This is a genomic window from Pelagihabitans pacificus (assembly GCF_009371985.2).
Taxonomy (GTDB): domain Bacteria; phylum Bacteroidota; class Bacteroidia; order Flavobacteriales; family Flavobacteriaceae; genus Pelagihabitans; species Pelagihabitans pacificus.
The window spans coordinates 74,871-95,183 of sequence record NZ_VIKU02000002.1 but is presented as its reverse complement, the minus strand read 5'-3'; the positions used below and the strand labels follow the sequence as shown (position 1 = coordinate 95,183).

Genomic DNA, 20,313 nt, shown 5'->3' with positions numbered 1-20,313 from the left:
GCTACCCTCATCTTACCGTACTTCTTAACACAACTTTGTGCAGTAACTTGGGAAAAAAGCGCTTTAGATAAATTCCCATAAGTTCCCTTCTTCCAATATAGGCCTCGTATTTTTTGTTTTCGATCGCCCGTATCATTTTTGTTGCGAACAAGGCTACGGGAAGCCCTTTCTCCGTAGCCACATCATTGTTTCGCTGTTGGCTTCCGTCTGCCGTAAGGGCATTTTTAGCAACGTTCGTCTGTACGAATCCCGGACATATAAGCGTCACTAGGATGCCATCTTTCTGGTGTTCCATCCTTAATACATCAAAAAAACCATGTAATGCATGTTTCGCAGCACAATAGCCCGAGCGAAAGGGAGAACCAAATCGCCCCATTAAACTGGTAACCGTTACGAAATGTCCATTCTTCTCGTTTATAAAATAGGGTAATATCGCCTTGGTGAGTGCTATAGTACCCAGATAATTGACATCCATCAGTTTTTCAAAAACATTGAAATCCGTTTCCACGATCAAGGAGCGTTGGCTCACCCCGGCGTTGTTGACCAAAATATCGATGGGCCCAAAAAGTCCTACGGCTTCCTTGGTTTTTGCAGGCATCCCTTTGAAATCCATCAGGTCTAAGGTCAAAATCTCGACCTTTTCGGGGTATGGAGACTTACTTTTTACCCTTAAGAGGTCGGTTTCCTTTCTGGCCGATAAAATGATGTTACACCCCTTTTTTCCTAATTCATAGGCCAGAGCCTCCCCGATGCCGGAGGAAGCTCCCGTAATCCATACCGTTTTCCCCGTAATAGACGCCATTTGTTCATTTTGACATCTAAAATATAGCTAAATTTGATACGAGTTTATGAAGGCCTACTATAAAAAATATACCCTCGATTTTAAAAGACCTAGCGGTACCTCGCGTGGCGTACTGACGCAAAAGGAGACTTGGTTTCTGATTCTGGTAGAAGGGGATCGTCTTGGGATCGGGGAATGCGGTCGTCTGAAAGGTTTGAGTATCGATGATCGACCCGAGTATGAAGAAACCTTGAAATGGACATGTGACAATATTCAATTAGGTAAGGAAGTACTTTGGGACCGATTGATGAAATTCCCGAGCATTCAATTCGGGGTGGAGCAGGCATTCAGATCGTTGAAGGCCAATACGCCATTCGAGCTTTTTCCTTCCGGCTTCTTGGAAAAGGAAGTTCCAATCACGATCAATGGCCTAGTATGGATGGGGGATGAGGATTTTATGCTTGAACAGATCCGACAGAAGCTGGGGCAGGGCTTCCACTGCATCAAAATGAAGATCGGCGCCATCGATTTTGAAACAGAAATAGCCTTGCTACAATCCATCAGGGAAAAATATGCCGCGGACCAAATCGAATTGCGGGTCGATGCCAACGGTGCATTTACGCCTGCGGAGGCTTTCATAAAATTGCAGCGTCTGTCGAAGCTTAAGCTCCACTCCATTGAGCAACCTATCAAACCGGGTCAATTGGATGAAATGAAACAGCTTTGTGCCTCAACACCATTACCTATTGCCTTGGACGAAGAATTGATCGGTATTTTCGATGTAACGAAAAAGGAACGGCTGCTACGTACGGTCAAGCCACAATTTATTATTTTAAAACCGAGTTTGGTGGGGGGCTACAAAGGAAGTATGCAATGGATCGAGTTAGCCCGAAAGTATGATATCGGTTGGTGGATTACCAGCGCTTTGGAAAGTAATATTGGGCTGAACGCCATCGCACAATGGACATTTACCTTGGGTAATAAAAAGCCACAAGGCCTGGGCACAGGGAGCCTTTACACCAACAACTTTGAAAGTCCGCTTTCGGTAGAGAACGGAAAATTGTATTATAGAACCAACAAAAAATGGAAAACTAATTTGATTCAGGATTTATGTACATAGAACAAGGTTACAGAGGCAATCTGGGATTATGGAAATATTGGATATTGCCCATCGGATTCATCGCTTTTATGATTCTCAATTATGTGCTGATAGCATTATCTCCAGTGAGCGTAGAGGATAGTATGAAAGACATGATCGAAACGTTGGGAACCAACACGGTATTGGTGATTCTCCTGGTACCTTTGGCCTTTGGCCTGTTTATTGTCTTGGGCTGGACCAAATTGGTGCATCCTCAATCGATTACCTCGCTTACCACTTCCCGGGCTAAAATCGATTGGATGCGTATTTTCTTTGCGTTTTTTGTGTGGGGCGGACTAACAGTTGTGCTAACCATGGCCACCGTGTACCTCTCACCTGAAGACTATGTATTCAATTTTCAACTGGTCCCTTTTTTGACCCTGGCAGTCATTGGGATCCTGCTGATTCCCCTACAAACCAGTTTTGAGGAGTATCTCTTTCGGGGTCATATGATGCAAGGTATTGGTATAATGGCGAAAAACAGATGGGTACCACTGATCATCACTTCGGTGCTTTTTGGTTTGATGCATTTAGGGAATCCCGAGGTCGAAAAACTGGGATACGGCATTATGGTTTACTATATCGGAACAGGATTTTTTCTGGGTATCCTAACCTTGATGGATGAAGGTTTGGAACTTGCCCTAGGCTTCCACGCCGCCAATAATCTTATCGGGGCATTGCTGGTTACGGCCGACTGGACTGCATTTCAGACGGATTCTATTTACCGTGACGTTTCGCAACCTACATTAGGGTGGGATGTGTTGATACCGGTACTTGTAATCTATCCCATATTGTTGTTCGTATTTTCAAAAAAATACAATTGGAGCGACTGGAAAGAACGTTTAACGGGAAAAGTACCCTCTAAGGAAACCTATCTAGCGACATATGACGACCGAACCTGATTTTAGGGAGATACACCCCGATTTTAAATTCAATGGAATTTCCTTTAACAGGGAAGAGCTTAAAGAAGTGGCGTATAGCCTTATCAAGGAAGGAGAACCCTTTGAACTGGTCATAGGTGATTTTTTGACGGATTGGATCAATGACAAAGAAACGATTGAAGTGAAAACGTCAGGTACTACCGGAAAGGCGAAGACGATCGTACTCGAAAAACAAAAAATGGTCGGTTCCGCCCTTGCTACCGGGAAATACTTTGGATTGGAACCCAAGGATACGGCACTACTCTGTCTACCCACCGATTATATCGCCGGAAAGATGATGTTGGTTCGAGCCATGGCACTCGGTCTGGAGATCGACTGTGTAGCCCCGTCTGCCGATCCTTTATCGTTAGGCAATAAAACCTATGATTTTGCGGCGATGGTACCTTTGCAGTTGCAAAACTCCTTGAATCAAATAAATCGAATAAAAACCCTGATAGTAGGGGGTGCTCCTATCGCTGCTTCCCTAAAACAGGCACTGCAGGGTAGGAAAACAGCCGTTTTTGAAACCTATGGTATGACTGAGACCATTAGCCATATAGCCGTAAGGCCTATCAACCGATCTGCCTCAAAAACATCGTACGAAGGCGAAGCTCCCTTTGAGACACTACCGGATATCACGGTGACCATCGATGAAAGGGGCTGCTTGGTTATCAATGCGCCAAAAATCTCAAAAGAATCGGTGGTTACCAACGACATGGTGAATCTTTTATCCGACACGACATTCGAATGGTTGGGACGATTTGACCATATCATCAATTCGGGCGGAGTTAAACTCAATCCCGAGCAAATCGAGGCAAAATTGACTCCTTTGATCGAGAATCGATTTTTCGTAGCCGGACTTCCCGATGACCGGTTAGGTGAGAAGTTGGTGTTGGTCTTGGAAGGAGAAGCTGATGCATCCGAATTGTCGAAAAAGATCAATGCGCTTACCTCCCTCGAGAAATTTGAACGCCCCAAGCATATCTTTAAGATAGATAAGTTAAAGGAAACCGGCAATGGAAAGATTGATAGGAAAGCCTCCATCGAGTCCCTGAACCAAAAATAATCGATATTGACACGGGTAGTGTACCGATGTTTCAAAGGCTGGATAACGGCTCCCCTACAGTAGGATGGTAGTTTTCCAAACCAGTTATAAATAGTGTGTTTAAAGAGTATTGTTGACAATCCCAATTTAAAAAAGATAAACCATTTACACGATGAAAAGATACTTCTTGTTTTTTTGCTTTTTTATCCTTTTGAACCTCAGAGCCCAACAGGTTCTTCCCGAAAATGAGCGGGCCAAGGTGGTCGATGAAATGCTATCCGACCGCTTCAATAATCTGCTTCCACGACTTATGGATGCTACCGATATCGATATGTGGGTGTTGATTTCTAGGGAATACAACGAAGATCCCGTATTGCGAACAATGCTCCCGGCCACTTGGTTGAACGCCCGGCGAAGAACCATTTTGGTATTCTATCGGAACAAGTCGGAAAATTCCATTGAAAAATTGGCCGTGGCGCGCTACAATGTGGGCGAGAATATTACCTCGGCTTGGGATAAAGAAAAAGAACCGGATCAGTGGAAGCGTTTGGTGCAGATAATAGAGGAGAGAAATCCGCGGAAAATAGGATTGAATTTCTCCAAAGACCATAACATAGCGGACGGGCTCGATAAGACCGATCACGAGGAATTCATGGAAAACCTACCTAAAAAGCACCGGAAAAAAGTGGTTTCCGCAGAACAGTTGGCGGTACGTTGGATAGAAACACGAACAGAACGTGAGATGGTGATTTACGATCAACTGGTCGATATCACCCACGACATCATCGCCGAGGCATTTTCCGAAAAAGTGATTACCCCCGGGGTTACTACGACCACCGAGGTCGAGTGGTGGATGCGACAAAAGGTGACCGATTTGGGGTTGGAGACATGGTTCCATCCAACGGTCGATGTACAGCGTACCAGTGAAAAGCTCGAGGGGCACCTCTATTCGTTCTCCGACCGGCCCGAAGGTATGGTCGTCTTGCCTGGTGATTTGCTTCATTGTGATTTTGGCATCACGTATCTGCGGCTGAACACCGATTGTCAGGAATTGGCCTATGTACTGAAGCCTGGGGAAACTGAAGCCCCGATTTTTTTGATGGAGGCATTGGAAGATGGCAACCGTGTGCAAGACTTTTTGACCCAGAACATGAAGGAAGGACGTACTGGCAACGAAATCTTGGCTCAGTCGCTACAAGAAGCAAAATCAGCCGGATTGCGTCCCTCAATATATACACATCCACTGGGGTCGTATGGCCATTCCGCAGGAACTACCATCGGAATGTGGGACTCCCAGGGCGGCGTAATGAAGGATGACGGGGAAAATTACCCCTTGAATCCGAATACGGTATATGCTATTGAGTTAAACACTACCGTTACCGTTCCAGAATGGAAGAGGGATATCAGAATTATGTTGGAGGAGGCTGGCTTTTATGGAGAAGACGGTTTTCGCTATGTCAACGGCCGCCAAACCGAGTTACTATTGATTCCAAGAGTTAAGGGGCATCTTGGAAATTAAACGCCTACCGTATCAGAATACCCTGGAAAACAACGCGCTACTCCCGTACATTTAGGATTAATAGTAAAACTATTAATTTTGCGATAATTATGTTTATTTTTTGTTAATTTTATATGAATTACGTCTTCCATTTGCTATATTATAAATCTATTGAACTATAAAGATCGTCTGCTATGAAAAAATCACTTTTGCTCTTCGTGTTAACAGGTTTGCTGTTTGGTTTCAGAGGCATTGCCCAACAAAAGGACAAGACAGTTTTAGGAACCGTCTCCGACGGCACAAAGCCGTTACAAAATGTGGAGGTATCTATCAAAGATTCGGAAAAAAAGGTATTTACCGACGAAAATGGAAAGTATGAAATAACGACTGCAACAGGGCAGGTATTGGTCTATAGATATACAGGTTTGAAACCCGTTGCAATACTCGTAGAGGATGTCACGCGGATTCTTAACATAACGATGTTTCCCGATGTGGAGGAACTCGACGAAGTAGTGGTGACCAAAAGCAGGCGAAAGTCAAAGGAAGAACTTGAAATTGAGTATCCTACCAATCCAAATTTGATTCGAACCGCCTATGGTATACTGGATGCGGAGGCTTCTACCTATCAGATTAGGGTCTTGCCCAAAGAAAGTATTACCCAAATAGGTCTCTGTATTCTCAACGTCATTCGAAATGAGTTTCCGGGTGTGGCCGTTTTTGGTAATTGTATTCAGGGTGGTGGCGTTATTATAAGAGGTAGGTCATCGATTTTCAACAATCAGGCGGCCATTTTTGATGTTGACGGACAAGTTTTCACCGACACACCTTTGTGGATTCTTCCAGACAACATGGAACGGGTAGCAGTCTTGAATGGCTTGCAGGCGGTTACATTGTACGGTTCGCTTGCCGCGGGGGGAGTGGTGATCGTCAATACAAAGGTTGGCAATACCGTGACGTACTCAAAAGAACTAAAAGATAAGGCACGATTGCGAAACAATTATCTTAAGGAAAGTCCGCTTACCGATGATCAATTGGCACGCGATTTACCGTCCTATTTACAACAACTATATAACAGTCCCTCACTTGAAGAGGCAAAATCGACATATATGGCTACCGCACCATCACAGCAATCAAATCCGGGCTTCTTCATCGAGGCATACCGCTATTTTTCTTCCAAATGGAAGGAGGGTGAGTTTGCGGATTCCATTATAGGGGAGCATAAGGAGCTATTTTCCGATAATCCTCTGGCATTGAAATCTCTGGCATATGCCTATCAGGAACAGGGTGATTTTAGGCGAGCGCATGAGGTCATCAAAGAGACTTTTATCTTGAGGCCACATTATGCCCAGTCGTATTTGGATTTGGCCCGTAGTTATCGCGATTTAAAAAATTCCAAAAGAGCAGCCTCGATTTACGCGCGGTATTACTATCTCGTGGACCAAGGCTTTATCAATGAAGACACGCTTTATTTCTCAAAAATAATGGATAGGGAACTGAATAATCTATTGGCCTTGGGTGGTGAAGACGTGGTAAAGGAAACCGGTAAACTCTTTGTAGAGGAAGAAAGCTATCAAGGAACCCGTTTGGTATTTGAATGGGATAATAGTGATGCGGAGTTCGAATTACAGTTTGTAAATCCTGATGGTCAATACTATACCTGGAAGCACAGTTTGGAACACAACAATGGAAGAATACAGCAGGAGAAATCAAAAGGTTTTTCGATCGAGGAATATCTTTTGGACCGTTCTACACCGGGTCCCTGGTCGGTGAATATCAAGTACCTGGGCAACAAAAGTCTTACCCCGACCTATATCAAGTCTACCGTGTATCACAACTATGGCGAGGCCTCCCAGCGTAAGGAGGTGAAATTGACCCGTCTTCATACCAAAGGGGTCAACAAAGAACTCCTTCGTCTCAATGTCAGCAGGGATATTGTGCGAAATTGATTTCATGATTGGCCGCTATAGGGTCGCAACTATCGGGACTCTTGTTTACCTTGGAATAGGTATGTCATCTCTTCTGGCGCAGTCCATAATGACTGCCAAGGTCTTGGACGCGGTAACGAAGGAACCTATACCCTATGTCAATATCGGTTTTTTAAATAAAGGAATAGGGACGGTGAGCGATGAGACCGGGTTCTTTTCCCTTCCATTGGACAAGTCAATTCACTCGGAATCGGATTTGGTCGAAATCTCCTGTATTGGATACGCAAAGCTTGTCTTACCTTTCGCAAGACTGCTTGAGGACAGAAAGACTATTTACGAACTGAAGCCTTCGCCCATTCAGTTAAACGAGATAGTGCTAAGTGCAAGGGAGTCGAATTTCAGGGCATTCAAGGGGGGTAAGAAAGTCACCATCGGATACTCCTATGTCTCTTCCGGTACATTGGGGTACTGGAAAGACCAAATAGCCCTAGGGGGAGAACTGGGTACGGTCATCAATACTAACAAAAGAATTCGCAAATTAAACACCTTATTTTTCCATGTGAGGGAAAATCCTTCGGATAGCTTATTACTTCGTGTAAATATCTACAAACAGGCAAAACCCTATCCCTCTTCCAAGTTGGGTGGCAAGAACATATTGGTCATGGTAAAGCAGAATCAAGGGGAAATAGCGGTAGATTTAAATCCCTTTGGGTTGGTAGTGGCCGATGATTTCGTTGTAAGCCTCGAACTGCTGCAAGTTTTTGGGGACGGGTTAGGCCTAGCGTTGGCAGCCACCGACATTCCTGGTACTTCCTACATCCGGTATACCAGTATGGGCAAATGGCAGCGGGTACGTAAATCTGCCATGACCTATTATTTAAATACTACCGTGCTACGAGACAAGGAAATGGAACGTTTACTAGGTACTGAACTGGCTGAAACATCCGTAGACAAATCCATCGGAAGCGCCAGAACCATTAGTGGAATGGTGTTTTTTAATGGAAAACCTATGAAGGATGTTTCCATCACCGTGATGGGCACGGGTGCTATCACCAGGACCTCCGGGAATGGGCGCTATTCCCTAGACGCTAAGATTGGAGATATCTTAAGCTATAAAAGTGAAGGGATGAAAGAGGTCTTTCGGACCGTCGAGGAGGGTCGACCATCGATCAATGTGGTCCTCGAGACCCAATAAGCAAGGGCGGTTTTGGGTTTTATTTCCTGAAATCAAACCTACACCTGTAGTATGCCCATATTGAACGACTTCCCAATGCGGGCATGATTGGCGGCCTCAATACCCATTGAAATCCATTTTCGGGTTTCCAAAGGATCGATTACAGCATCGGTCCAAATACGGGAAGCGGCATAATAGGGGGAAATCTGGTTGTCGTAACGTTGTTTTATTTTGTCGAACAACTCTTTTTCCTTTGCGTCCGTTATAGTCTCTCCTTTTTTCTTCAGGGACGACTTTTCAATTTGCAACAATACTTTGGCAGCGGAGTTTCCACTCATTACGGCCAATTCCGCACTAGGCCATGCCACGATAAGCCGCGGGTCATACGCTTTGCCGCACATGGCATAATTCCCGGCCCCGTAGCTGTTGCCTATTACGACGGTAAACTTGGGCACTACGGAATTGCTTACGGCGTTTACCATTTTTGCCCCATCCTTGATAATCCCCCCATGCTCACTTTTGCTACCCACCATGAATCCGGTGACGTCCTGTAAAAACACCAAAGGAATTTTCTTTTGATTGCAATTGGCAATGAACCGAGTGGCTTTATCGGCAGAATCCGAGTAAATAACCCCTCCGAACTGCATTTCACCTTTTGCGGTTTTTACCACCTTTCGCTGGTTGGCCACAATACCCACCGCCCAGCCATCGATTCGGGCATATCCTGTGAGTATGGTTTTGCCATAGCCCTCTTTGTACTGTTCAAATTCGGAATCATCGACTAATCGTTCAATGACTTCCAGCATATCGTACTGGTCCGAACGAGAGGCTGGCAGAATTCCATAGATATCATTCGGATTTTCCTTGGGTTTTTGCGGTTTGCTCCTGTTGTACCCCGCCTTATCGAATTCCCCGATTTTATCGACGATAGTTATGATGGTATCCAAAGCATGCTTATCGTCCTTGGCCTTGTAATCGGTAACGCCACTGATTTCACAATGTGTGGTAGCACCCCCGAGTGTTTCGTTGTCTATTTGCTCTCCGATAGCTGCCTTTACCAAATAACTTCCGGCCAGGAAAATACTTCCGGTCTTGTCAACGATCAATGCCTCGTCGCTCATGATGGGTAAGTAGGCCCCACCGGCCACACAGCTGCCCATCACAGCGGCAATTTGGGTAATCCCCATGCTACTCATAACGGCATTATTTCTAAAAATACGCCCAAAGTGTTCCTTGTCCGGGAAGATTTCATCCTGCATCGGCAGATACACCCCCGCACTGTCGACCAAATAAATAATCGGCAAACGATTTTCAATGGCTATCTCCTGCGCCCTTAAGTTCTTTTTTCCGGTAATGGGAAACCAGGCCCCGGCCTTAACGGTTGCATCGTTGGCTACTACGATACAAAGCTTTCCTTTTACATATCCCATTTTTACAACCACGCCGCCCGAAGGACAGCCACCGTGTTCCTCGTACATTCCATCTCCTGCAAAAGCGGCAATTTCAATGGAGTTCGTACCAGAATCCAACAAATAATCAATACGTTCCCGAGCCGTCATTTTTCCCTGTGCTCGCTGTTTTTCCTGACGTGCACGTCCCCCTCCAAGCTTTACTTTAGCCAACCTTTTTCTCAGCTCGGAAAGTAAGAGTTTATTATGGTCTTCATTTTTATTGAATTTGATATCCATTGTTGGTCGAGTTTCATTTTAGGGCTAAAGATAAGGACTAAAATTCATTACATTTGGGAAATTTCAATGAGGTATGGCAGAAACGATACGATGGGGAATCCTAGGTCCCGGAAAGATAGCACATAGTTTTGCAAACGATTTAAAACTCGTTGATGGTGGCGTATTGACGGCTGTAGCCTCCAGAAGTTTGGACAGAGCCACTTCTTTCGCCACGGAGTATGGCGCCGAATATGCTTTTGGCAGTTACGAAGCACTGTTGAAGTCTTCGGAAGTGGATGTTGTATATATTGCCACTCCGCACACCGGGCATGAAGAGTGGGCCATAAAGGCGATGGAGCATGGAAAACATGTCCTGTGCGAGAAACCCCTAGGGGTCAACCATGGCCAAGTTCAAAACATGGTTGGTACTGCCAAGGACAAAAATGTATTTTTAATGGAAGCCCTGTGGAGCCGTTTCAATCCCTCCATCAAAAAAATAAAGGAATGGGTCGATGTGGGAAAACTTGGAAAAATAAGGTACCTGCATGCAGATTTTGCATTCTATGGATTGGATAGGGATGAAAAAGGGAGACTCCTCACCCCGGAACTAGCGGGCGGCTCTTTATTGGATATCGGCATTTATCCTATTTTTTTGGCCTATTTGATTTTAGGAATGCCCGAGAAAATTCTTTCATGCTCCAATTTTTATAAAACCGGGGCCGAAGTACAGACTTCGATGATTTTTAAATACGGGTCGGCACAGGCCTTACTTTATAGTGGACTCACCTCCAGCTCCGAAATGAGGGCCGAAATTCAGGGGAGCAATGGTTCCATTTTTTTGGAACCAAGATGGCACGAGACACAAGGTTTTACCGTGGTACTTAACGATCAGAAAGAAAGAAATGATCTTCCGACCACGGGAAAGGGGTACGCCCATGAAATTGAGGAAGTGCATGCCTGTCTGGGATCGGGAAAATTGCAGAGTGGACTTTGGAACCATCAAAATAGTCTTGATCTCATTTCCTTGATGGATAAAGTGCGAAAACAAACAGGCATTGTTTTTCCTTTCGAGCGCTAAAGTTTGGTAAAAAGTGGGGGGAACTTCCTGCAAAATTTCCGATATTTGAAATTACCACTGAAACTAACGAAACCACATTTAAAATGGGAATGAACAAAAACACGGTACTTGCCTGGGCTACTTTTATTATGATATTCGTAGGGTGTGCGCTCATCGCACTCGGTGCTTTTAGATACGACGACGTAGCGGGTTGGGGTTTCGCCTCGGTAGGTATTGGTTTTTTCGCGATTGCATGGGTTTTCAACGCTCTGAAGGGTAGGGTCTAAAAGGTCCAAGAAAACATAAAGAGGCTGTTTCCAGGAATAAATACGCCCAACCAACGATGTACAAGTACGTCCGTTTACATGACAAATAACCTCATAATCATTAATTAGAAATGTCCGACGATAAAAAAGTCATTTTTTCCATGTCCGGGGTAACGAAAACCTATAAGAACGCCAACACCCCGGTTCTCAAAAATATTTACTTAAGTTTCTTTTATGGAGCTAAAATCGGAATACTCGGACTCAATGGATCGGGTAAATCAACTTTGCTACGGATTATTGCCGGGGCCGATAAAAATTATCAGGGCGATGTGGTGTTCTCCCCAGGGTACCGTGTAGGGTATCTTGAACAGGAGCCACAGCTCGACGATGATAAAACGGTTTTGGAAGTCGTAAAGGAAGGCGTCGCGGAAACTGTGGCAGTACTGGATGAGTACAACAAGATCAATGATATGTTCGGACTGCCCGAGGTATATGAAGATGCCGATAAAATGCAGAAACTGATGGATAAGCAGGCTGCGCTACAAGATCAAATAGATGCCTCGAACGCATGGGAACTAGATACAAAGCTCGAAATTGCAATGGATGCGTTGCGCACTCCCGAACCGGACAAGAAAATTTCCGTGCTATCGGGAGGTGAACGCAGAAGGGTAGCACTCTGTCGTTTGTTGTTAAAGGAGCCGGAGATTCTTTTGCTTGATGAGCCGACCAACCATTTGGATGCCGAGTCGGTGCATTGGCTCGAACACCATTTGGCAGGATACAAGGGAACGGTCATCGCAGTGACCCATGACCGATACTTCCTAGACAATGTGGCCGGGTGGATTCTTGAATTGGATAGAGGGGAGGGTATCCCCTGGAAAGGTAATTATTCCAGTTGGCTTGATCAAAAGGCCAAGCGATTGGCCCAAGAGAGCAAAACCGCCTCAAAACGCCAGAAAACCCTGGAACGCGAACTGGAATGGGTGCGTCAAGGTGCTAAGGGAAGGCAGACCAAGCAAAAGGCCCGCTTGAAAAATTACGATAAGTTGTTAAGCCAAGATCAAAAACAGCTTGACGAAAAGTTGGAAATCTATATTCCAAATGGGCCACGGTTAGGGACGAATGTTATCGAAGCCAAAGGAGTTAGCAAGGCCTATGGCGATAAGTTGTTATATGAAGATTTGAACTTTAAGTTGCCCCAGGCGGGCATCGTCGGGGTTATAGGACCAAATGGCGCCGGGAAAACCACTATCTTTAGAATGATTATGGGAGAAGAAACGCCCGACAGTGGGTCGTTTGAGGTAGGGGAGACCGCAAAAATTGCATATGTAGACCAGAGTCATTCGAACATCGACCCGGAAAAGACCATTTGGGAGAATTTTAGTGGCGGACAGGAGTTGATCATGATGGGAGGGCGACAAGTCAACTCAAGGGCGTATTTAAGTCGTTTCAATTTTTCGGGCAGCGAACAGAATAAAAAAGTAAGCATGCTATCCGGTGGGGAACGCAACCGCTTGCATTTGGCAATGACCCTTAAAGAAGAAGGCAACGTACTCCTTTTAGACGAGCCGACCAACGATTTGGATGTCAATACACTTAGGGCATTGGAAGAAGGATTGGAAAACTTCGCCGGTTGTGCAGTGGTCATTTCTCACGACCGGTGGTTTCTCGATCGCATCTGTACCCATATCCTAGCTTTTGAGGGCGATTCCCAAGTGTATTTCTTTGAGGGCTCCTTCTCCGATTATGAGGAAAATAAAAAGAAACGGTTGGGTGGTGATTTAATGCCCAAACGCATCAAGTACAAGAAATTGATTAGATAAGGAGAAGTATAAAAAAACTCCCGTATTTAGCAGGAGTTTTTTTTATGCTTGTTTTTTTATTATTGTTTAAGCGGTTCACCAATGGTCTCCGGTATCTGGTCTTTTATTTTCTCCTTATCCCCGACCACAATCAAAGTCATGTTTTCAGGTTTTATATATTTTTTGGTCATTTCCTTTACCTGGGCAGGGGTAACGGCGTGCATATTTTTGACCTTATCGGTCAAAAAAGATTCATCCAAATCATGCGTGTCCAAGAAAATCAATTGTCCAATAATTCCGTTTGGAGTCGAGTTTTGTAGCACATAGATACCGGATTCGTAATTAATGATGCCATCCATTTCTTCTTGGGTAGGGGGCTCGTTCTGAAGCTTTTCGATTTCTTTCTGTATTTCTTGGATCGATGCCCCGGTATGCTCGGAGGTTACATCGGCGACCTCGTACCATAAGCCCGTCTTATAGTTGGTGTCCAACGTACTATAAGGAGAGTAGGTATAACCCTTGTCTTCCCGGATGTTGCTGGTAATCCTAGAAGCAAACGACCCTCCCAGGATCGAATTGGTAATGTCCAGGGAAATGAAATCCTCATGCGAGGGGTCAATGACCGGTAGGCCGTAATATATTGTAGACTGGGGGGCACCGGGCCGATCGATGATTTTGACTTTGTTGCTCGTTACCGGTTGTGCGATGGGGTAGTTTGATGGGGCGCCCTCACGCCAATCGGAAAGGGAGCGTTCAACCGCAGCCTTTACTTCTTCCGCATCGAAATTACCGGCCACATAAACAGTGGTTCTAAGGGCACCAAAATTTTCCTCATAGAATTTTTTGATATCTTCCACAGTATACGAATCTATCATTTCATCGGTCGGGTACACCCTGCCATAGGGATGATCCGGATACAGACTGGCAAAGAAATCTTGGCTTGCCTGTGCACGAGGCGTTGATAAACGTACCGATAGGTTACGCTTCATATCGTTTTTAAGGCGGTCCAATTCCTCTGAGGGCCATTTGGGATTTTTTAGAACGTCGGCCATGAGGGCGATGGCATCTGGCGCGAATTCATAAAGCACCGAACTGCTGATGGTCGAAGTATGTACGCCCACTCCAATGTTCAGATTGCCACCCATTCCCGCCATTTCATCGGCTATCTGTCTGGCAGTCTTGGTAGTACTTCCCTCTTCCAACAAATCGGCCAACAGATCGGCCAGCCAAACTTGATTCTCCTGTTCATTGATATTTCCCGTTTTGATACTAAATCGAATCGTGGCCTTTGGAATAGAACCATACGGAATCATGACCAAGGTTAGGCCGTTGTCGAGTTCAACGACCTCCTTTTTAGGGAGGATAAAGTTTTTAGGTTCTCCGCCTTTGGGGGGTTGTTCTTTCTGTTTTTCCTCCTCTTGCGCAAAAAGGCAAGTGATGGAAAATGAAAATGCCAAAAAGTATGTTACTATATTTTTCATCGTTACTCTGTTTTTTCGTTATCGGCCAAAAGGGGATTTACGGTGAGAATCGTTCGGTTCGTATCCCTAAGATACTCGTCGACGGTCTTGCGGACAATGGTGGGGGTTATTTTCTTGAACTCATCCTCCAGCGTATTGATGCGTTCGGGATTATCATCGAAAAGGGCAAAACTACTCAAAAGATCGGCCCTTCCCAGACCAAAAGTCCCCCCTATATCGTCATACAACTGCGAGCGAATTTTTATAATGGCCCTGTCGATCATTTGCTGGTCAACACTATCCTTTAGACCCGTCATCACTTCATCGATAGCGGATAGGATTTCTTCCCTAGAGGTCTCTTTGTCATAGGTTAGATCGTACATCCATAGCATAGGGCCTTTGTAATTGAACATGTTTCCCAAATAGTTAATACCACCGCTCACATCGGAGGTATACCCCTTTTCCTTAACCAATTTCTGTGCGAGCAGACTGTTATCGCCCTGCACCAATATTTGGTCTAAAAGACCCATTGCATAGTACTCCGGGGAGTTTCTTTCCGGCATTTGATAGGCAAGCGCAATGGCCGGTTTATTTGCCAAGGAGTCATTTTTGGTAAACTCTTTCTGCTCTTCCTGTCTGGGTTCTGAAATATCGGGCTGTGGGGGAATAGTAGCCGAAGGAATATCTCCAAAATATTTTTCTATCCATGCCTTTGTTTCCGCTATTTCAAAATCCCCGACAACCGCCAATGCGGCATTATTAGGGGCATAATAGGTATTGAAAAAGCTAGTGACATCTTCCAGATTCGCCGCGTCGAGGTCTTCCAAATCCCCATAGAAATTATGGGCGTTGTACCAGTTGGTATTGGCGTATTGGGGCATATCGAGCCACGGAAATCCACCATAGGGTTGATTGAGCACATTTACTTTCACCTCGTTTTTTACAACCCCTTGCTGATTTGTCAGATTTTCCTGACTAATATCGAGTCCGCGCATGCGATCGGCCTCTGCCCAAAGCATGGTTTCAAGTTTATGGGAGGGCACGATTTCAAAATAATTGGTAAAGTCGAACCGGGTAGAACCGTTCAAAACACCTCCATTTTGCTGCACGAGTTTCACAAATTCCATTTTGCCAAGGTTGTTAGATCCCTGAAACATCATGTGCTCGAACAAATGGGCGAATCCGGTTCGGTTCTTTGGTTCGATGCGAAAACCTATGTTATAGTACACTGCTACGATGGCCGTGGGTGAAGTACGGTCTTGGGAAAGTATTACTTTAAGGCCGTTGTCCAATTTGTAATATTCAACTGGAACCTTGAATTGCGCTGTTTCTGCCTTCTCTTCTTTCTTTTCACCACAACCAATCATCAGGAGTGCCGAGACAAAGAAAAAAAGACCATGGAATGTTAATTTCATCTAGTCGTTCTTTTTGGGTTTAGTATTCTTTATTCTTTTTGTAAGACTGTTTTTCACGATGAATGTTACATTTTTTTCTTAATAATCCTCGGAAGGATACCAGTCTAATTGCACCACTTCGATGTTCCGATTTCCTTGATTTACCAGCTCCTTGAATTTGGTCACGTCACTTACATCGGGTCTACCCCTATAATGATAGGGATATACTTGTTTGGGTTGAAATTCCAAAACAGCATCTGCGGCACTTTCTACGGTCATCGTATAGGGCAGGTTCATACAAACAAAAGCCTTATCAATATTTTGTAGAGCCCTCATTTCGGGGATGTCCTCGGTATCTCCGGAAAAATAGAGTCTTTGGCCATCAATATTCAATACGTAGCCATTGCCGCGCCCTTTTACATGAAAGTCTTTTGCGTCTTCCCTTAGATTGTACATTGGAACGGCTTCCACCGTGATGCCATACCGCTCCTTGCTATCCCCATTGTTTAAAACATCGAGCTGCGGGGTGAATTCTTCCGGTATCTTGTCGGCCACCGCCTTCGGTACTATGATTTTGGCTTTTTCGGTATCCAGCTCTTCCAAGGTTTCCAAACTAAAATGATCCCCGTGAATATCGGTAATGAGTATGAGGTCTGGTTGTCGTTGTTCTTCAAAAGCAGCAGTACCTCCTACTGGATCAATATAAATAGTAATGTCCTTCCATTCCAATACCGTTGTGGCATGCTCAATGGGAATGATGCCGATGTTCTCGGCTGTCGCATCCGTTCCTTCATTTTGGACCACCTCCCCTGTATCCGTCTTTTTCCGGGTATCGGTCTTTTTCTGATTTTCCTTACATCCCACTAAGAACAAGCTACAACTTACCAGGAGGGTCAATAAACTTCTCATAAGACTTTTTTGTTTGATTGCTTTATCTTTTAAATGCTACAACGCACTAATTGTTCAATTCCAATTCCATTTTAATATCGCTTCTGGCATAGGGTAGGTCGTTTTCCAATACAACCTCCTTAAAGCCATACTTTTTATATAGGTGAAGTGCCGTAGGCAATTTGGTGCTGGAATACAATACTAATTTCTTCCAGCCTTTTTCCTTTGCGAGGTCTAGGGCGAACTGCAATAGTCGCTGTCCTATTTTCATTCCTTGAAATGTGGGTTCTACAGCCATTTTCCCTAATTCGTAAGTGGTATCGTTGATTCTGATCAATGAAAAACAACCGACAATTTGCCCCTTGTAGCGGGCAAAAAATATGAATCCGCCCTGATCGATAATCGATTCTTCGCATTTTTCCAATAAAATCGTATCCTTCGCCTCCACATAAAAATATTTCTTCAGCCATGCGATGTTCAGGTCTTTAAAGCTTTGGGCGTATTTTGGCTCATAGGGGATGATGGTCAACGACATGATTTTCCTAAATTATAAACCTGTTTATAAAGTTAGGATAACCGAACCTATTAAAGGGCAGTTGATTTAAATTTTTTAATCCAAAAAATCTAAATGGAAAACCTGACCGTATATAGAGGGATACAAACAAACACATTCTTTTAAAAAGTAATTAATTTTTACGTTATGACTGAAACAAAAAATAACAATGGACTAAAAGTTTTGGCGGGCTTGCTAGGTGTAGTACTATTGGGTACTATCATTTATACGGTTAGCCTTTACCAGGACAAAAAGAAGACCACCGCTGCCCTAACACAGGAGAAGCAACTGGTAGTCGAAGACTTGAATAGTTTGAAATCGGAGTACGACAAAGCGATTTTGGAAAGTAACGTTACCAATGAGGAATTGGTAACCGCAAGGGACAATATTGCGAAGTATATTGATTCGGTTAAGACCATGAAAGCCGATATTTCAGCACTTTCTAGGTATAGAAGGCAAGTAAGCGTTCTTAAGAAAGAAAGAGAGCAGTTGCTGAAGCAAGTTGACTCACTGAAGCAATCGAATACCTTGATTGCCATGCAAAGGGACAGCACCTATACCGAGTTGGAAAAGCAAACAGTTTTCAATGATTCATTGGTGGTTCAGAACACTCAATTGGCCGATGTAGTGGAAAAAGGTTCTGCTTTGAACATCACTGCGTTTACGGTTGATGCCGTTAAGGAAAGAAATAGTGGAAAATTGGTCTCTACTTCACGAGCAAGTAGAACCGACAAATTCAAAATTTGCTTTACCGTAGCCAACAATGTGATTGCACAAGCCGGTGATCGTGAGTTTTACATCGAGGTTCTTGACCCTCAAGGAAACGTTTTAGGTGAAAGCTACTCTAAAACCAATGATGATGGTGCCTCTGTAACCTATAGTAAAGGAACCAACTTCTACTATGAGAACAAGTCTTTGGATGTATGTGATTACATCAATAAGCCTGCAAGCGAATTCCAAAAAGGAAATTACATGGTCAACGTATATGACAACGGTCTGAAATTGTTGGGAACTTCAAAGTTTACACTTAAGTAAGAAACACTATCCATTAGATAAAGGGGGGACGGTTTGAAAAAACCGCCCCTTTTTTTATGAATTTAACCCTGCTGATTCATCTACAATACAAGACCGGATGATGAAAAATAAAAAAACCCCGGCGCAAGGCCGAGGTTAGCACGTTTTGTGCAAAATCCATAATTGGTTTTGGTCGTCGTTCAGATGTAACTATCCTATTTTTTATTTAAGCGAGCCTACCATATCTTCCGGTTTCACCCAAGCATCGTATTCCTCGGCGGTCACATAGCCCAGATTGATGGCCTCTTCCCTCAAAGTGGTCCCGTTTTTATGTGCGGTATTGGCGATTTCCGCAGCTTTGTAATATCCTATTTTGGTATTCAATGCCGTGACCAACATTAGCGAGTTGTTAAGCAATTGTTTGATTACTTCATGGTTGGGTTCGATTCCCGATGCGCAATTCCTCTCAAAACTGACACAGGCGTCACCCAATAACTGGGCTGACTGTAATATGTTAGCTGCCATCACGGGCTTGAACACATTCAGTTCATAATGCCCCTGTGTTCCTCCGATTGAAACCGCTACATCGTTGCCCATTACTTGTGCGCATACCATTGTGAGGGCCTCACATTGGGTCGGATTTACTTTCCCCGGCATAATGGAACTTCCGGGTTCATTGGCGGGAATAATGATTTCCCCAATTCCCGATCGTGGTCCAGATGCCATCATACGTATGTCGTTGGCAATCTTATTGAGCGATACGGCCAGTTGTTTTAGGGCCCCATGGCTCTCCACAATGGCATCGTGTGCGGCAAGTGCCTCAAATTTGTTTTCTGCCGTTTTAAACGGTAGTCCAGTGAACTCGGCAATATATTGGGCAACGAGCACGTCGTATCCCTTGGGAGTGTTTAAACCAGTGCCTACCGCTGTACCCCCGAGCGCCAGTTCGCTTAGATGATCCAAGGTATTCTTCAGCGCCTTGAGTCCATGGTCTAGTTGGGAGACGTATCCGGAAAACTCCTGACCAAGGGTAAGGGGCGTGGCATCCATCAAATGGGTACGGCCAATTTTGACAACGTTCCCAAAGTCTTTTGATTTTTTGTCAAGTGTATTGCGAAGTTGTGTGATTCCGGGAATGGTGTTCTCTACTATTTTCTTGTAGGCGGCAATATGCATGCCAGTGGGAAAGGTGTCATTGGATGATTGTGATTTGTTGACATCATCATTGGGCTGTATGGTTTTTTCCCCCTCTCCAATCATCTTTCCGGCCAATTCATGGGCGCGATTGGCGATTACTTCATTAACATTCATGTTGCTTTGGGTCCCGGAACCGGTTTGCCAAATGACCAAGGGAAATTGGTCATCGAGTTTCCCCTCCAAAATTTCGTCGCAGACCTGGGCGATCAAATCCCTTTTTTCTGCCGAAAGCACGCCCAATTTGCAATTGGCATAAGCGGCAGCTTTCTTCAAAAAAGCAAAACCGTACACGATATCCAATGGCATCGAGGCTGCGGGGCCTATTTTAAAATTGTTCCTGGAGCGTTCGGTTTGGGCACCCCAATATTTATCAGAAGGCACTTTAACCGTGCCCATGGTATCTTTTTCTATTCTAAAGCTCATGATGTATGGTTTAAAAGGAATACAAAGGTAGCAGTTTAGGGAATCATTTTTAATGGAGGTCTGTTGAAAATTACGAACTCCTAACTTTTTTTGAAATTAGATTTGTAGGAT

The 20,313-nt window shown here is 44.4% G+C and carries 17 protein-coding genes; 10 read left to right on the top strand and 7 right to left on the bottom strand.

The window, feature by feature from the left end:
• Positions 1 to 7: 7 nt before the first annotated feature.
• Positions 8 to 802: an SDR family oxidoreductase gene (locus tag FK220_RS07755; protein ID WP_152573748.1), complete on the bottom strand. Its 795-nt coding sequence runs from the start codon at positions 800 to 802 to the stop codon at positions 8 to 10.
• Between the two features lie 46 nt (positions 803 to 848).
• Between FK220_RS07755 and FK220_RS07750 the strand changes: the two genes are divergently transcribed.
• The 6 genes from FK220_RS07750 to FK220_RS07725 all read left to right on the top strand — a co-directional run bounded on the left by FK220_RS07750 (position 849) and on the right by FK220_RS07725 (position 8,502).
• Complete coding sequence (locus tag FK220_RS07750; RefSeq protein WP_152573747.1) at positions 849 to 1,901, top strand: o-succinylbenzoate synthase; 1,053 nt, start codon at positions 849 to 851, stop codon at positions 1,899 to 1,901.
• Entirely contained in the window at positions 1,892 to 2,821 is a 930-nt protein-coding gene (locus tag FK220_RS07745) for a CPBP family intramembrane glutamic endopeptidase (RefSeq protein WP_152573746.1), read from the top strand. The genes FK220_RS07750 and FK220_RS07745 overlap by 10 nt, the downstream gene beginning before the upstream one ends.
• A complete protein-coding gene (locus tag FK220_RS07740; protein ID WP_152573745.1) occupies positions 2,805 to 3,905 on the top strand; it encodes an AMP-binding protein in 1,101 nt (366 codons plus the stop codon). Before FK220_RS07745 ends, FK220_RS07740 begins: the two co-directional genes overlap by 17 nt.
• Positions 3,906 to 4,056: 151 nt before the next feature.
• Positions 4,057 to 5,403: a M24 family metallopeptidase gene (locus FK220_RS07735; RefSeq protein ID WP_152573744.1), complete on the top strand. Its 1,347-nt coding sequence runs from the start codon at positions 4,057 to 4,059 to the stop codon at positions 5,401 to 5,403.
• A gap of 173 nt (positions 5,404 to 5,576) precedes the next feature.
• Positions 5,577 to 7,328, top strand: coding sequence for a carboxypeptidase-like regulatory domain-containing protein (locus FK220_RS07730; RefSeq protein ID WP_152573743.1), 1,752 nt, complete (start codon positions 5,577 to 5,579; stop codon positions 7,326 to 7,328).
• 61 nt (positions 7,329 to 7,389) lie between these two features.
• Positions 7,390 to 8,502, top strand: a complete 1,113-nt coding sequence (locus FK220_RS07725) for a carboxypeptidase-like regulatory domain-containing protein (RefSeq protein WP_166204833.1) — start codon at positions 7,390 to 7,392, stop codon at positions 8,500 to 8,502.
• A 38-nt stretch (positions 8,503 to 8,540) separates the two neighbouring features.
• On the opposite strand, the gene FK220_RS07720 is transcribed toward FK220_RS07725, so the two are convergent.
• Positions 8,541 to 10,169: an acyl-CoA carboxylase subunit beta gene (locus FK220_RS07720; RefSeq protein WP_152573741.1), complete on the bottom strand. Its 1,629-nt coding sequence runs from the start codon at positions 10,167 to 10,169 to the stop codon at positions 8,541 to 8,543.
• A gap of 73 nt (positions 10,170 to 10,242) precedes the next feature.
• On the opposite strand from FK220_RS07720, the gene FK220_RS07715 reads away from it, so the two are divergent.
• From FK220_RS07715 to ettA, 3 genes are all read left to right on the top strand, one after another.
• A complete protein-coding gene (locus tag FK220_RS07715) occupies positions 10,243 to 11,226 on the top strand; it encodes a Gfo/Idh/MocA family protein (protein ID WP_152573740.1) in 984 nt (327 codons plus the stop codon).
• An 83-nt stretch (positions 11,227 to 11,309) separates the two neighbouring features.
• A complete protein-coding gene (locus FK220_RS07710) occupies positions 11,310 to 11,492 on the top strand; it encodes a CAL67264 family membrane protein (protein ID WP_152573739.1) in 183 nt (60 codons plus the stop codon).
• 110 nt (positions 11,493 to 11,602) lie between these two features.
• The gene (gene ettA / locus FK220_RS07705) at positions 11,603 to 13,294 is read left to right on the top strand and encodes an energy-dependent translational throttle protein EttA (RefSeq protein ID WP_152573738.1); all 1,692 of its coding nucleotides are present in this window, start codon (positions 11,603 to 11,605) and stop codon (positions 13,292 to 13,294) included.
• Between the two features lie 59 nt (positions 13,295 to 13,353).
• Here ettA and FK220_RS07700 read toward each other — a convergent pair whose 3' ends face one another.
• The 4 genes from FK220_RS07700 to FK220_RS07685 form a co-directional block, all read right to left on the bottom strand.
• Positions 13,354 to 14,754, bottom strand: coding sequence for a M16 family metallopeptidase (locus tag FK220_RS07700; protein ID WP_152573737.1), 1,401 nt, complete (start codon positions 14,752 to 14,754; stop codon positions 13,354 to 13,356).
• Between the two features lie 2 nt (positions 14,755 to 14,756).
• The gene (locus FK220_RS07695; RefSeq protein ID WP_152573736.1) at positions 14,757 to 16,148 is read right to left on the bottom strand and encodes a M16 family metallopeptidase; all 1,392 of its coding nucleotides are present in this window, start codon (positions 16,146 to 16,148) and stop codon (positions 14,757 to 14,759) included.
• Positions 16,149 to 16,226: 78 nt separating this feature from the next.
• Positions 16,227 to 17,036 (bottom strand): MBL fold metallo-hydrolase, encoded by an 810-nt coding sequence (locus FK220_RS07690; protein ID WP_152573735.1) that lies wholly within the window; start codon positions 17,034 to 17,036, stop codon positions 16,227 to 16,229.
• A 46-nt stretch (positions 17,037 to 17,082) separates the two neighbouring features.
• On the bottom strand, positions 17,083 to 17,550 hold the full coding sequence (locus FK220_RS07685) for a GNAT family N-acetyltransferase (RefSeq protein ID WP_152573734.1): 468 nt from the start codon (positions 17,548 to 17,550) through the stop codon (positions 17,083 to 17,085).
• Positions 17,551 to 17,715: 165 nt separating this feature from the next.
• On the opposite strand from FK220_RS07685, the gene FK220_RS07680 reads away from it, so the two are divergent.
• Positions 17,716 to 18,603, top strand: a complete 888-nt coding sequence (locus tag FK220_RS07680) for a hypothetical protein (RefSeq protein WP_152573733.1) — start codon at positions 17,716 to 17,718, stop codon at positions 18,601 to 18,603.
• Between the two features lie 201 nt (positions 18,604 to 18,804).
• On the opposite strand, the gene fumC is transcribed toward FK220_RS07680, so the two are convergent.
• Positions 18,805 to 20,202, bottom strand: a complete 1,398-nt coding sequence (gene fumC / locus FK220_RS07675; RefSeq protein ID WP_152573732.1) for a class II fumarate hydratase — start codon at positions 20,200 to 20,202, stop codon at positions 18,805 to 18,807.
• Between the last annotated feature and the right edge of the window lie 111 nt (positions 20,203 to 20,313).

Excerpts from the sequence above, each read along its gene's own strand:
- FK220_RS07755 (WP_152573748.1), bottom strand. The coding sequence starts at position 802 with ATGGCGTCTATTACGGGGAAAACGGTATGGATTACGGGAGCTTCCTCC.
- FK220_RS07750 (WP_152573747.1), top strand. The coding sequence starts at position 849 with ATGAAGGCCTACTATAAAAAATATACCCTCGATTTTAAAAGACCTAGC.
- FK220_RS07745 (WP_152573746.1), top strand. The coding sequence starts at position 1,892 with ATGTACATAGAACAAGGTTACAGAGGCAATCTGGGATTATGGAAATAT.
- FK220_RS07740 (WP_152573745.1), top strand. The coding sequence starts at position 2,805 with ATGACGACCGAACCTGATTTTAGGGAGATACACCCCGATTTTAAATTC.
- FK220_RS07735 (WP_152573744.1), top strand. The coding sequence starts at position 4,057 with ATGAAAAGATACTTCTTGTTTTTTTGCTTTTTTATCCTTTTGAACCTC.
- FK220_RS07730 (WP_152573743.1), top strand. The coding sequence starts at position 5,577 with ATGAAAAAATCACTTTTGCTCTTCGTGTTAACAGGTTTGCTGTTTGGT.
- FK220_RS07725 (WP_166204833.1), top strand. The coding sequence starts at position 7,390 with ATGTCATCTCTTCTGGCGCAGTCCATAATGACTGCCAAGGTCTTGGAC.
- FK220_RS07720 (WP_152573741.1), bottom strand. The coding sequence starts at position 10,169 with ATGGATATCAAATTCAATAAAAATGAAGACCATAATAAACTCTTACTT.
- FK220_RS07715 (WP_152573740.1), top strand. The coding sequence starts at position 10,243 with ATGGCAGAAACGATACGATGGGGAATCCTAGGTCCCGGAAAGATAGCA.
- FK220_RS07710 (WP_152573739.1), top strand. The coding sequence starts at position 11,310 with ATGGGAATGAACAAAAACACGGTACTTGCCTGGGCTACTTTTATTATG.
- ettA (WP_152573738.1), top strand. The coding sequence starts at position 11,603 with ATGTCCGACGATAAAAAAGTCATTTTTTCCATGTCCGGGGTAACGAAA.
- FK220_RS07700 (WP_152573737.1), bottom strand. The coding sequence starts at position 14,754 with ATGAAAAATATAGTAACATACTTTTTGGCATTTTCATTTTCCATCACT.
- FK220_RS07695 (WP_152573736.1), bottom strand. The coding sequence starts at position 16,148 with ATGAAATTAACATTCCATGGTCTTTTTTTCTTTGTCTCGGCACTCCTG.
- FK220_RS07690 (WP_152573735.1), bottom strand. The coding sequence starts at position 17,036 with ATGAGAAGTTTATTGACCCTCCTGGTAAGTTGTAGCTTGTTCTTAGTG.
- FK220_RS07685 (WP_152573734.1), bottom strand. The coding sequence starts at position 17,550 with ATGTCGTTGACCATCATCCCCTATGAGCCAAAATACGCCCAAAGCTTT.
- FK220_RS07680 (WP_152573733.1), top strand. The coding sequence starts at position 17,716 with ATGACTGAAACAAAAAATAACAATGGACTAAAAGTTTTGGCGGGCTTG.
- fumC (WP_152573732.1), bottom strand. The coding sequence starts at position 20,202 with ATGAGCTTTAGAATAGAAAAAGATACCATGGGCACGGTTAAAGTGCCT.